17 protein-coding genes are annotated in these 12,836 nt (G+C 35.6%); 7 read left to right on the forward strand and 10 right to left on the reverse strand.

Going from position 1 to position 12,836, the window contains the following annotated elements:
• Positions 1–125: 125 nt before the first annotated feature.
• From rpmG to HLK68_RS10540, 4 genes are all read left to right on the forward strand, one after another.
• Positions 126–275: a 50S ribosomal protein L33 gene (rpmG, locus tag HLK68_RS10525; RefSeq protein WP_006785801.1), complete on the forward strand. Its 150-nt coding sequence runs from the start codon at positions 126–128 to the stop codon at positions 273–275.
• 529 nt (positions 276–804) lie between these two features.
• Positions 805–1,749 (forward strand): L-lactate dehydrogenase, encoded by a 945-nt coding sequence (locus tag HLK68_RS10530; protein WP_009606176.1) that lies wholly within the window; start codon positions 805–807, stop codon positions 1,747–1,749.
• A 219-nt stretch (positions 1,750–1,968) separates the two neighbouring features.
• Positions 1,969–2,910 carry an ROK family glucokinase gene (locus HLK68_RS10535; RefSeq protein ID WP_006785804.1) on the forward strand — a complete coding sequence of 314 codons (942 nt, stop codon included), beginning with the start codon at positions 1,969–1,971 and terminating at the stop codon, positions 2,908–2,910.
• A 60-nt stretch (positions 2,911–2,970) separates the two neighbouring features.
• The gene (locus tag HLK68_RS10540; protein ID WP_006785805.1) at positions 2,971–3,597 is read left to right on the forward strand and encodes an MBL fold metallo-hydrolase; all 627 of its coding nucleotides are present in this window, start codon (positions 2,971–2,973) and stop codon (positions 3,595–3,597) included.
• A gap of 25 nt (positions 3,598–3,622) precedes the next feature.
• Here HLK68_RS10540 and HLK68_RS10545 read toward each other — a convergent pair whose 3' ends face one another.
• The 9 genes from HLK68_RS10545 to comGA all read right to left on the reverse strand — a co-directional run bounded on the left by HLK68_RS10545 (position 3,623) and on the right by comGA (position 9,277).
• The gene (locus HLK68_RS10545; protein WP_009606186.1) at positions 3,623–4,603 is read right to left on the reverse strand and encodes a right-handed parallel beta-helix repeat-containing protein; all 981 of its coding nucleotides are present in this window, start codon (positions 4,601–4,603) and stop codon (positions 3,623–3,625) included.
• Between the two features lie 109 nt (positions 4,604–4,712).
• Positions 4,713–5,216 carry a shikimate kinase gene (locus tag HLK68_RS10550; protein WP_009606180.1) on the reverse strand — a complete coding sequence of 168 codons (504 nt, stop codon included), beginning with the start codon at positions 5,214–5,216 and terminating at the stop codon, positions 4,713–4,715.
• A 6-nt stretch (positions 5,217–5,222) separates the two neighbouring features.
• A complete protein-coding gene (locus tag HLK68_RS10555; protein ID WP_132942648.1) occupies positions 5,223–5,609 on the reverse strand; it encodes a hypothetical protein in 387 nt (128 codons plus the stop codon).
• On the reverse strand, positions 5,602–6,270 hold the full coding sequence (locus HLK68_RS10560; RefSeq protein ID WP_055164206.1) for a competence type IV pilus minor pilin ComGF: 669 nt from the start codon (positions 6,268–6,270) through the stop codon (positions 5,602–5,604). Before HLK68_RS10560 ends, HLK68_RS10555 begins: the two co-directional genes overlap by 8 nt.
• Entirely contained in the window at positions 6,248–6,559 is a 312-nt protein-coding gene (locus HLK68_RS10565) for a type II secretion system protein (protein WP_129821404.1), read from the reverse strand. Before HLK68_RS10565 ends, HLK68_RS10560 begins: the two co-directional genes overlap by 23 nt.
• Positions 6,556–6,996 (reverse strand): type II secretion system protein, encoded by a 441-nt coding sequence (locus tag HLK68_RS10570; protein ID WP_055164200.1) that lies wholly within the window; start codon positions 6,994–6,996, stop codon positions 6,556–6,558. Before HLK68_RS10570 ends, HLK68_RS10565 begins: the two co-directional genes overlap by 4 nt.
• A gap of 9 nt (positions 6,997–7,005) precedes the next feature.
• Positions 7,006–7,278, reverse strand: coding sequence for a prepilin-type N-terminal cleavage/methylation domain-containing protein (locus HLK68_RS10575; protein ID WP_006785812.1), 273 nt, complete (start codon positions 7,276–7,278; stop codon positions 7,006–7,008).
• 20 nt (positions 7,279–7,298) lie between these two features.
• A complete protein-coding gene (locus tag HLK68_RS10580; protein WP_229040090.1) occupies positions 7,299–8,327 on the reverse strand; it encodes a type II secretion system F family protein in 1,029 nt (342 codons plus the stop codon).
• Positions 8,306–9,277, reverse strand: coding sequence for a competence type IV pilus ATPase ComGA (comGA, locus tag HLK68_RS10585; protein ID WP_006785814.1), 972 nt, complete (start codon positions 9,275–9,277; stop codon positions 8,306–8,308). Before comGA ends, HLK68_RS10580 begins: the two co-directional genes overlap by 22 nt.
• 148 nt (positions 9,278–9,425) lie before the next feature.
• Here comGA and HLK68_RS10590 point away from each other — a divergent pair, with 148 nt between their 5' ends.
• From HLK68_RS10590 to HLK68_RS10600, 3 genes are all read left to right on the forward strand, one after another.
• Positions 9,426–10,046, forward strand: a complete 621-nt coding sequence (locus tag HLK68_RS10590) for an EcsC family protein (RefSeq protein ID WP_006785815.1) — start codon at positions 9,426–9,428, stop codon at positions 10,044–10,046.
• A gap of 89 nt (positions 10,047–10,135) precedes the next feature.
• Complete coding sequence (locus HLK68_RS10595; RefSeq protein WP_006785816.1) at positions 10,136–10,840, forward strand: DUF975 family protein; 705 nt, start codon at positions 10,136–10,138, stop codon at positions 10,838–10,840.
• Between the two features lie 294 nt (positions 10,841–11,134).
• Positions 11,135–11,914, forward strand: coding sequence for a sulfite exporter TauE/SafE family protein (locus tag HLK68_RS10600; protein WP_006785817.1), 780 nt, complete (start codon positions 11,135–11,137; stop codon positions 11,912–11,914).
• Positions 11,915–12,010: 96 nt separating this feature from the next.
• On the opposite strand, the gene HLK68_RS10605 is transcribed toward HLK68_RS10600, so the two are convergent.
• On the reverse strand, positions 12,011–12,568 hold the full coding sequence (locus tag HLK68_RS10605) for a hypothetical protein (protein WP_009606178.1): 558 nt from the start codon (positions 12,566–12,568) through the stop codon (positions 12,011–12,013).
• Between the last annotated feature and the right edge of the window lie 268 nt (positions 12,569–12,836).

Genomic DNA, 12,836 nt, shown 5'->3' on the forward strand with positions numbered 1-12,836 from the left:
AATTTTTACACACGAGTAAAAAAAACATAATTCGCCTTATAGTGTGAAAAAACTAAAAAATACTTTGTGTTTTTTCGTGGTGCATGCTATAATGTAGAAGTTGTTATTAGATTGGAGGGATTTTAGTGCGAGTAAATCTTACATTAAAATGTACAGTTTGCGGTGAAGAAAACTACATTTCTAAAAAAAATAAACGTAATAACCCAGAACGTCTTGAGATGAATAAATATTGCCCACGTTGTAAAAAAGCAACTGCTCATCGCGAGAAAAAATAAGGAGCTATTCCTTTTTCAAAATCCTGTTTATACAGGATTTTTTTTTTTTTGCTCATTTTTAGAAAAAGGCTTTATTTGAGATGAACGAGAATGTTATGGAGAAAATTGAAGCATAATAAAAAGAGAATGATTCAATAGAGAGGTTAAACTTCTTCGTATGAGATTCATTCTAAAACAGAAGGCTTAATAAGATATCGATATAAAATGAGCAGTATGCTGAATTTCGTTCCATGTAAAAGAAAATGGTTTCAAATTTAAAAGGTTATAATCTTTAAGAAGTCGATGAATCACTTTTAAACGAAATATGTTTTAGAAGAAAATGAAAAATGTCAAAATGTCAAAAAACGTATCGAAATAAGACGAAAACGTTTTAATGAAAAAAAGAGGTCATAATGTTTGTGAATAAATGAATTATAGGATATAATGGAATTAAATGAGGCATCGGTTACATCTTGAATTTTCAAATAAGGTGATTTCAAGTCATAAAAATAAATGATGCACTCAAATAACATAAATAGAGGTGACAGCCATGAAAACTGGAGTAAGACGTGTTGTCTTAGTAGGAACAGGATTTGTAGGAATGAGCTTTGCTTATTCAATGTTAAACCAAGGTGGATTAGAAGAATTCGTCTTAATCGATGTAAACAAAGACAAAGCTGAAGGGGAAGCAATGGACTTAAGCCACGGGTTACCTTTCGCACCACATAAAATGGATATTTGGGCAGGAACATATGAAGATTGCCGTACAGCTGATATCGTTGTAATCACAGCGGGAGCTGCACAACAACCAGGTGAAACACGTTTAGATTTAGTTGAGAAAAATGCACGTATTATGCGTGGAATTGTTCGTGACATCATGAAATCAGGATTCAACGGAATCTTAGTCATTGCAAGTAACCCGGTTGACGTTTTAACTTATGTAGCTTGGCAAGAATCAGGATTACCACGCCACCGTGTAATCGGATCAGGAACAACTTTAGATACAGCTCGTTTACGTTATGAAATCGGTAAATACTTAAATGTTGACCCACGTAACGTTCACGGATATATCGTTGGAGAACACGGAGATACTGAGTTCCCATTATGGTCTCATACAACAGTTGGGGTAATGCCATTATTAGATATCATCAATGATAACCCACAATATAAATTTGAAGATTTAGAACAAATCTACGTTAATGTACGTGACGCAGCTTACCACATCATCGATCGTAAAAAAGCAACTTACTACGGAATCGGTATGGCATTAACTCGTATTGTTAAAGCTATTTTAAGTGATGAAAACAGTTCATTATCAGTATCTGTTTACTTAAATGGACAATATGGACAAAATGATGTATTCGTAGGGGTTCCTGCTATCATTAACCGTAACGGAGTACGTGAAGTATTTGAATTAAATATCACAGGATCTGAACGCGATAAATTAGCTAAATCAGTGGCTGTTTTAAAAGAAACGTTAGACTCTGTACGTTAATTTAACGTTACCTTAAACACACTACTTTTATGAAGTAGTGTGTTTTTTTTAATGATATGTAACGGGTTAGCTTTTGAGGATGGAAGGGTTTCATCTTTATATTTGAGAAGAGTTATGTTAAAATATTATTCGAAAATATTAAATCTCGATTCGACAGATATTGAATCATATTCATAAATGAACGTAAGATCATTCAAACTTAGAAGGAGGACAAAAGAGATGAAAAAATACGTATTCGGAATTGATGTTGGGGGGACAACAGTCAAGTGTGGATTATTCTCTTCTAAAGGTGAATTATTAGAAGCATGGGAAATTGTAACGAACAAAGATAATAATGGTGAAAATATTCTTTCAGATATTGCTAAAACAATTGACGCTAAATGCGCTGAAAAAGGAATTAACAAAGATGAAGTTGAAGGAGTAGGGGTGGGAGTACCTGGTCCTGTTAATAATGAAGGAATTGTAGTAGTCGCTGTTAACTTAGGTTGGTCGACAAAAAATGTTAAAGAAGAGTTAGAATCGTTAGTTAACTTACCGGTGGCTGTTGGAAATGATGCAAACGTTGCGGCTTTAGGAGAATTATGGTTAGGAGCAGCAGCAGGTGCTAAAGATGCTATCATGTTCACATTAGGAACAGGAGTGGGTGGTGGTGTCATCATCGACGGTAAAGTGATTGCAGGTGTTCACGGTGCTGGTGGAGAAATTGGACATATCGCAGTTGTTTTAGAAGATGGAAATCAATGTAACTGTGGAAAAAAAGGATGTTTAGAAACGGTTGCTTCAGCAACTGGAATTGTTCGTGAAACAGAAAAATATTTAGCAGCAACTGAAGAGGCATCAACGTTACGCGATTTAGAAAAAATCGAGGCAAAAGACGTTTTCGATGCAGCTAAAGCAGGAGATGTAGTTGGAATCAAAATGGTAGATCAATTAGGACGCTACATTGGATTAACAGCGGCTAACTTAGCAGCAACAACGGATCCTGAAAAAATCATTATTGGTGGTGGAGTTTCAAAAGCAGGAGATATCTTAATTGAAACGATTAAAAAACATTACCAAGCCTTCGCATTCAGTGCGGTTCGTGAAACAGAATTTGTATTAGCTGAACTTGGAAATGACGCTGGAATCGTCGGATCAGCTTATTTAGCAAAAACATTATAATCACTTCGGATTAAGCACCCTATTTATTAGGGTGCTTCCGTCGTCAATGAGGTGTTAAAAATGAAAGTTTTCCCACTTATTTTAGGGCCTGTTCAAACAGCCTGTTACCTTGTCTCAAATGGCAATAAAGCCGTCGTCATTGATCCGGCTGCGAATGCGCAAACGATTATTAGACACCTAAAAACGAAAGGATTAGAACTTGAAGCTATTTTACTGACACATGGTCATTTTGATCATATTGGAGCAGTCAATGAATTAGCAACTCATTACCAAGTTCCCATTTATGCGCATAAAAAAGAAAAAGAATATTTTGAAAATCCAGATGTTAATTTATCACCTATGATTTATGAACGTCTTGTGTTAAATCCTAATTTTGATTATCAATTTTTAGCAGATGGAGCCGAATTTGATTGCATCGATACAAACATTCAAGCTTTCCATGTGCCAGGACATACAACAGGAAGTTTGTGTTTTTATTTTAAAGAAGGTGACATGCTCTTTACAGGGGATACCTTATTCAAAGGATCCATTGGTCGCACCGACTTTATTTATGGAAATCATGATCAGTTAGTAACTGGTATTAAGAAAAAGCTGCTAACATTACCCAAAAATACCCTTGTTTATCCAGGGCATGGTGATTGTACAACGATTGAAGAAGAAACAAATCATAATCCATTTTTAAAATAAAAAGTCGCTCATATAGCGACTTTTTTTAGTCTTCTAAATCTTTTGGAACGTCGATCAAGGGTTCTTTTAAATCATTTTCAATGAGATTGATTTGATTTCCTTGTAAAATATTATGGCTTTGTAAGTTATGATAGCCATTCATTAAGATTCCAATACTATTGTAATGAACCACAACGTTTTGAGAGATTTTATTGTGACTACCATTAAGATTTATACCTGTTTGATGGCCGCTTTGAATGGTATTTCCTGTAATCTCACTGTAGTCAGTATATAAATCAAGTCCGGTTTCATTCGCTTTTAAGGTATTTTGACAGATGGTGGCTTGATTGTGACCGATTAAAATCCCGCAAGCATGACAGTGGCTAATATTGTTTTTAACGAGCTGCGAACTTCCGTTTTGAACTAAAATTCCATATTTCGAATCATCAATTGTATTTTTGTAAAAAATATGATGTTTTGATCCATTTGAGACAATCCCAAGAGCATACGTTTCGATATGAGTTAAAAGATTTTTGATGAAATAATTATGGCAAGAAGGACCTAAGGCGACCACTCCACGGGAACAGTTTTGAACTCGATTCGCCTTGAAAATATTATGGTTTCCCGAAAATGAAATGGCGCTACTTTTATTATCCATGAGGTGACAGTGCAGAAGTTGGTTATGGTGTCCTATAAACGAAATACCACTTTGTTGATGATTAGCACACGTGATTTGGTAAAAGGTATTATAATTTCCAATTGAGACAATACCTGCTATAAAGTTAATGATTTGCACTCCTTGGATTTGGATGTGATGTGAGTCGATTTCAATGCCAATATTAGCTTGATTTTCTCCGTCAAGGATGACGCTTCCAGGGTGGGCCAGCAGATAGAGATGTTCTTTTTTTATGATTTGAAGTGATTCATGATAGATACCAGGTTTAATCCTAATGGTATCGCCACTATGAGCAGCGTTAATAGCGGCTTGTATGGTTTTGTAATGATGTGGGACGTTTAAAGTACTCATATTTTCACTCCCTGATTTAAGCTTGGTTATAGTATTAATTTATTCTAAGTGGGAGGTTTTGTGCCTAAATAAAAAGCAATGAACCGTCTGGACATTGCTTTTTTGGAGGTTAATAAAGTTTTAACGCAGATTTAATATAATCAACAGTTTCTAAAATTCCTAGTTCATCAATTTCAATCGTTAAATGAGCGCAAGACTCATACCATTGATGTCGTTTTTTATATAGGGTTTCAAGTTTTGTTTGAATGTCTTCATCTTGAAGCAGTGGACGATTTGTTGGATTAATGCGATGAATTAAGGTTTTAATTTCTGCTTTTAAATAGATGACGGTTGCCTCATTTTGAATCAGGTGACGATTAGCCTCAGTTACAATGATTCCACCACCCGTTGAAATGATATCAACATGTGATAGAAGCTCTGAAAGGGCATGAGTTTCACAATCTCTAAAGTAAGATTCACCGTGATGTTCAAATAAGTAAGAAATGCTTTGTTGTTCTTTTTCTTCAATGTATTGATCGGTATCGACCCAGGATTTAGATAAGTCAGCCGCTAATGCTTGACCAATTGTTGTCTTGCCACTGCCCATCATCCCAATTAAAATGATTGATTTCATGAATAATCACCCGTGTACTAGTGTATAGGTTTTACTTTTTTTATCGTAAGATACTTTTGCTTTACCTAAATACTCATTATAGTAGACCTGATAAGTGACATCAAGGCTTTGGGTATAATTTGAATATTTTAGCATCGCACTTGACCCATTACTTAGGGTAATCGTTTTAGAAGATTCATATTTAGGAATTGTTTGCAAAGGATCTGTGATTTCATCAAGCACGAATTTCAGACATTCCTTTTCAAGTAAGGTCAACGTGAGATACTCTCTTCTTTTTTCAAACAGTAAGGTCTGGCTTTGAAGCTGTTGCGATAAGGTTAGCAAGAGGGTGGCCATAATCAAGGCAAGGGTAAGCGTAAGACAAAGAATGCTTCCCTTTTCATTATTAATCATCAGACATCAACTCCTCATTAATCATTTCATCTTCAACGATTAGATCATCATCTCTTTCTTCAAAGAACTCCTCATTTGGAAAGGGGACATCGAGACTGTCTTCAGAGAACTCTTTGTCTAGTAATGAATGATTATTATTTTCTTCTAGAGGGAATGAGAGATCATCTAGCTCTTCTAAAAGCTCCTCATCTTCAAGTAATTCAATAGTAGGAAGCGGAAGATTAAAGGTGTTTAAATATACAGTCATACTTTGAGAAGAGGTTTTTAAATGAATGGTGGCATAATTAGCTTGATGATCCTTTACATTTAAGGTTTTACAATGATACAAGGCAATCTCGCCGCCTTTTCCATTGACCTGACGCATCAATCGCTCATCGGAGATAAAGTAAGAAATAGTGTCTCCATTTGATTGGTGAAGATTAAGGATTTGATGATTAGGAGAAGAAAAATAAAGGGAAAGTCGAGCTTCAATTTGGATTTGTGTGGCGAGAGCTTCTAGTTCATTTAATAAAACAGCATCAGTATTCGAGGCATATAATTTTGTGACTTGAATAAGGCTAAGTAAGGTAATAAGTAATAGTGAGGTGATGATGAGTGCAATTAAATGTTCAAGCAATAGAAATCCTTTTGAATTAAGCTTACAAACAAAGTGTTTTTTCATAAGTTGCTCCTAAGGGATAATGGGCACAAACTTGATGGGGTGAAAAGGTTATTTTATAAGGAAGCTGGGAGTCAAAATATAGGGTGTCTGGAAATGTTTTTTGTTGATATAAAAGTTCATCTTTAAGTTGATAGATTTGATTGAAAATAAGTTGTTCTTGAGTGAGTTGATGACGGGCCATTAAAAGATTCGGAAGCATTTGAAGCAAGGTGCTCAACACGACACCCAAAATAATCAAACTGATTAAGCACTCATATAAAATAAATCCTGATTCACGCTTAAGTTTCATCTAATATCTACACCTCCTGCGCCGATTGAAAAGACAATCGATTTTTTGAAATGACGACTATTGACGACAATGGTTTGACCTTTATCAATATGACCAAAAATATTGAATGATAAGGTGATAATGGATTCAGAAGCATTAAGGCTGACACCTGGAGGCAAATAGCGACGAAAATAGATCGTTTTTTCATCGGTGGAAGAAACATCATAGTAACCTTGTTGTCGATAAATTTTTAGTTGGATGAGCTGTGATGATTTTGGCATCATGTTCGCTTGACGAATATAAGCGAGATCCGCTTGGATGGTGGCTAACGTTTGATTCAGATTAATGTAATCATAGAGTTTCATGAAAGAGGTTGAAGTCGCTAAAATAAGGATACTCGTAATAGAAAGCGCGATGAGTGCTTCAATTAAGGTGAAACCTTTTTGATTTTTAAGCATCGCTATCTACTATTCAATACCATCGTTAGTATCCACAAGAGAATCACTAGTACAAAGTTTTTGAATTATTTTAGGATCTTCACTTACTGTAGGTTCTCCAATAAATGAATTTGCTGTGTTTTGGGCTACAATAGATGCTTTGTAAGCAACACATCCATCTTCATTGGCCTTTGTAATGTATTTAGCTGCATTTGGAATAATGAGTAGGGTTAGAATACTTACCACTATTAAAACAATCATCATTTCAATTAGGGTAAATCCTTTTTGGTTTAATTTTTTCATTGTTGTTCCTCCTAGAGTTTTTAGATGATGTCAATCATTTGAAAGACGGGTTGTAAGATACTTAAGTAGATCAAGATGATGATAATGCCAATGAGCATTAACAGACTGAATTGAAGAATTTTGAAGCTTTGACTTAGCAAGGCAGATAACTGTTTGAATTCTGAGTGAGAGTAGTAAGCAAGCTCAGCTTGAATACTTCCAAGGGTTAGGGCATGAGCCATCGTGAGCCTGAAGTAGGGGGTAAAATACGGAGATTGATGGAAGGCAAGTTCTAGTGGTGTTCCAGCTTCAAGGGTTTGATTGAATTCTTTGATGATGAGTTTGATAAAGGGGATGGTTTCAAATTTTAGCATCATCTCAAGACTTTCTTTTAAGGATAAGCCACAGGTTAAGAAGATAAGCCATTGACTGCTAAAATAGTAGCTAAAGATTTTTTGCATGAGAGAACGTAATAAGGGGAGTTTAAATAACCATTGTTTGACGTGGGCTTGAAAGGGGATAGACCGCCATTTCAAAATGAGGGTCATGAGGATGGTTAGTAAAGCGATGACTCCGATCAAGCATCCAATGATGATAAAGATCGTTTGCAAGAAGTCAGTATTGCCGGATAAATTGAAACTATCGTAAAAGCTTTGAATTTTTGGCATGAAGAGAATAAACACGGCGATTAAAATGAGACTCATGAGGCCAAATAAGGTGAGGGGATAGCGAATTTTTTTAGAGAGGTCTGACCGATTTTTAAGATGGAAGTCACTATAATCAGCGGCCTTTTGTAAGCCTTGTAGTAAGGCTCCTGCTTGCTCACTACTACGAATCATGTAAATAATCCGATGTTCGAAGTGGCACTCTTCTAAGGTGTCGGCAAAGTTTTGACCTTGTAAGCAGGCAATAATCATAGGATCAACGGCTTGTTTTTTAAATAGAGTTTTCATGATAGCAAGGGCATCGGCAATCGAGAAGCCATTTTCTAACAGTTGACTAAAGCGGGATAAAAATTTTTGTTGCATACTTAAGTTCCAATATGATTTTAGGCTCTTTGTTGTTGGCATTGTGAAAACTCCTCATCTAGTGTGAGATAGGATGGTTGAACTGGACTTCCTTCATTTAAATGATGGAATAAGACGTCAAGATGATCATCAAAACAAAGTTCAAAAAGAGCCTTTTGTTCATCATCAAATTTAATGAGACGCTGATTCGCTACACCAATGACTCCTTGTTCTAGTTCTTGAAGAGTAATGCCTAAATCAAGTAGACGGTTAATCGTTCCGAGCACATTTTTAGCATGCACCGTGGAAATCACCAAATGACCCGTAAAAGCGGCACGTAGAGCCTGTCTCGCTGTTTGACTGTCTCGAATTTCACCAATGATAATAACATCGGGATCATGACGTAAAATCTCTTTAATCCCAACATCATACGTCATGCCCATTGTTTCATTCACTTGCATCTGAATGATGTCTGGCTGCTGATATTCGACTGGATCCTCAATGGTTACAATACTTTTTCCAAGCTCTTGCTTCAAATAATCAATTAGCGCATAAGTCGTTGTTGTTTTGCCAGAACCAGTCGGACCACTAATTAGCAAAAGTCCTGCTTGTTTCGTCGCCATCTGCTGAAGCGCGGCTACATTTCGATAAAAATACGGAATCTCATGAAGTTGCTTTTGGTGTGTGTGATTAATCAGCCGCAACACAAGGCTTTGATAGTGTTGAGTGGGAAGAATGGAGACCCGACAATAATAGGTAAGTTCTTGATTTTGAAGCCTCAAGAGACCTGATTGAGGTTGTTTGGGGTGCATGAGTGAGAGTGAGGCTTGGAATTTAATATAGGCTAATAGACTTTCATATTGAGTGATTAAAAGTTCTTCGTATGGGACCATAAACGCTCCGACTCGAAATTCGATGCACATCTTTTCATTCTTCATGACAAAGTGAATGTCACTCGCTTTTAATTCGTGAGCACGTTCTAAGATAGCTAAAAGTTTGGATTGAATTGGCATTGATCTTCACCTCCTGACATATATTACGCTTGAAACTTTAGGTTTCTTTTTTTTGTTTGAAAAAGATGAACGGGGTAGATACCGTTTCACGCCAACGAAATGTGATTATACTATAGTAACGAAATTTTATTAAAATAGGTGAACAGATATGAACAATAAAATAACAGAAGATAAAATGTTACAGGTTTTAGATACTTGTTATGAAAAAGCTATTCAAGGGCTACCAGGTTTTGAAACTGCTCAAGAACTTGGAGATAAATATTTAGAAAAATATCAAGATGTTGAGAAAGCCATTGATAAATTTATCGCTTTTCAAGAAGCGAAATGTATGACAAGTGGATTTATAACTGGATTGGGAGGAGTGTTAACTTTGCCGGTTGCTATCCCTGCCAATGTAGCATCGGTTTTATATGTTCAAATTCGAATGATTGCTGCTATTGCCCATATGAGAGGATATGATGTGTTAGATGACCAAGTTAAAACATTTATTTATGTGGCGTTAACTGGGAATTCTGCAGGAGAAATTTTAAAACAAAGTGGCATTCAAATTGGTGTCAAAATGGGGACATCTTTAGTAAAAAAAATCCCAGGTAAAGTGTTAACTAAAATTAATCAAAAAGTCGGATTTCGATTATTGACCAAAATGGGGAAAACAGGTGCAATTAATTTAATTAAATTAGTTCCGATTACAGGTGGAATTGTGGGAGGAGGTTTTGATTTGATTAGTACAGCTACAATTGCTAAAACAGCTAAAAAAATTTTTGTCTAAAACTTCATCCGAACTTCATGGAAAAATATTGCATAATTGATTAGAAGTCAGTAGAATAGGATTATAATTGATGAAAGTGATGTGAGAGAATGTTTTGGACAATTCCCTTTTTTATAACTGGCGGTGTTCCGTTTATTTTAGTTTTAATTGCCTTATTTCAAAAGATAGAGTGGCGTGGTGAAATTAAACGACATGCACGTGCTCAATTTCAAAATAATTCATGGGCTAAATTTGCACTAATTTATGCTGGAATTTGGATTGTGATGGCGATTGTGTCTAATCTGATTTCCTTTATCCCGCTTTTAAATGTGTTACTGAATATGGCAGTGACTGGATTGGTTGGGTATGGGTCTGTTGATGTCCTAAGAAAAATTCGTCGTGGTGAAGATTTTACGATTCGTGACTTTTTCCCGACTGATGAGTTAGGGTCGGTGATGGCCTTAACGTTTGTAAAGGATATTTACCTCTTTTTATGGTCATTATTATTTGTCATTCCAGGCATCATTAAGGGCTATTCGTATTCACAAGTTTATTATATTGCGAATGAAAATCCAGGGATGTCAGTGGATGATATCATTACTGAAAGCCGTGAAATGATGGATGGACATAAATGGGAGTTATTTATTTTACAAGTTAGTTTTATTGGTTGGGGAATTTTAGCTGCCTTAACGTTAGGGTTAGTAGGACTTTACATTTTGCCACTATACTCAATGTCTCTTTATCTATTCCACGAGTATGTCAAAAAGGGCTATCTTCAATCAAACACTCATAAAAATGTGTACACAATTTATTAAGAAGGGACTGAAAAGTCCCTTTTTTATGACGTGAAATCTGATGAGAAGAGAGGGAGATGATGAATGAGATTGAGATAAAATGGGATAATCTTTAAACCTAAAAACATTAGAATTTAGACTAAAATAAGGATTGTTTTTATGTCAAATGGGTTTTTCTTTAATAAATGAATTCAAAGTAGAAATATTGATTTATTAAAGAAAGGTAAAACATGTTAAGAATTGACTGTTTTTGTTTTTTCATTAATATAATTGAAATTTGAGAGGATAATTTTGAGTATCTTAAAGGAGGAATCGATGATGTTATATCTTGTTTATATTTTCGCAGGAATAGGGGCAGGTGTTGTAACAGGACTTGCAGGTCTTTCGGCGGCAGTCATCATTACACCTTTACTAGTCAGTATTTGTGGATGGAAGAGTTATGATGCTGTAACAGTTGCGCTTGCAGCAGATGTTTTGGCTAGTTTATTGACGGCATATACTTACTATAAAAACAAAAATATTGATTTAAAGCATGGGATGCTAGTAGCAATGACTGCTTTTGTCGGAACGATTGTTGGGAGTTACAGTGGATTTCTTTTTTCTCAGTCGCAACCAGATGGACTTGGCTATATTTCAATGTTAACAACTATTTTTCTCGGGATCAAGTTTTTAGTCAAACCCATTGAGGAAGGGCATGATGCAGAAGCTGGACTAGAACAGATTAGTAAGAAAAAAATGATACAGGCCATGATTTTTGGATGTGGAATCGGTTGGATTTGTGGTTTTACTGGAAGTGGCGGAGGAATTTTAATGCTGACAGTGTTCACTTTACATCTGGGTTATAATTTAAAAGTAGCGGTCGGAACAAGTACGATGATTATGACACTAGTGGCTTTAATTGGAACGATTAGTCATTTTTCTATGGGGGCAAGCATACAGGTTATTCCGATGTTAGTCGTGATTATCTGTTGTGTAGTAGCGGCTTATGTGAGTGCTAAATTTGCGAACAAGTGTGAGATTAAAACGTTAAATAAAGTAGTAGGAATGTGCCTTGGTATTCTTGGAATCATCACGATTTTAATCAAATTAATATAATTGAGGTTGATCAGTTACCATTTAAAATAATGGCGATAACAAAAAGGATGTCTTGCTGACATCCTTTTTGTTAGTTCTATTAAGATAGCGTATTGATTAGAGCGGAAGAATAGATCTTGTAATATGATAATTGAGCTTATAATCTCCGAGTGCGTCTTCAACGGATAAGATAATGGCATAGTTTCCTGTTTTTTTGATTTTTAGATGGTTGTAATAAGAGGTCGAATCGGTTATTTCAAACTCATCGATAACGCCGGTTTCATTGATTAGATAGTAATGATAAACGCCACTAGAGGTTGGGATAACTTCAAATTCTAGAGTTAGCTTGCTACCACGTGTTAAATTTCCTTCGTGAACGAGATAAAGACTCGTTTGAGGTTCAACAATAGCTCCACCTATTGTATAATTCACTGGAATAAACGGTTTTTGTTTGGGATAAGAGAAACGAGTCTCTGTCTTTAAGTCACTTAATTCATAGGTTACACCTGTTTCAGTGGATGTAATTTGCTCAGCGATATGATCTAAGACGGCATCACAAACCGTTGAAGTGGTGATGGTTGAAAAGGCAAAAGGACCTAATAACAGTGCTCCACTCAATGTGATAAAAATTCCTGTTATGATGATGACGAGTAAATATTTTTTGATAATAGACATGCTACCCTCCCCCTTAAAGTAACCGCTTACTAATAGTGTATCACATGTCTGTTTATGACGAAAGCCTTAATAGAAAAAGTTTTTTTATGGCTTAAGAAAAATAATTTCAAAAGGCATGAGAATCTCTGAAGCATTCATCTTTAGTGGCAATACTCTCTTACTTTACCGTTTACTAGATTAACTAGGGGACGGAATAGGCTCTGTGTTTTATTTGAATGATCATGTTACCTACTCTTTAAAACGTCTTATTTTAAGGGAGTTTTATCAG

Source organism: Turicibacter sanguinis (assembly GCF_013046825.1).
Classification (GTDB): domain Bacteria; phylum Bacillota_I; class Bacilli_A; order MOL361; family Turicibacteraceae; genus Turicibacter; species Turicibacter sanguinis.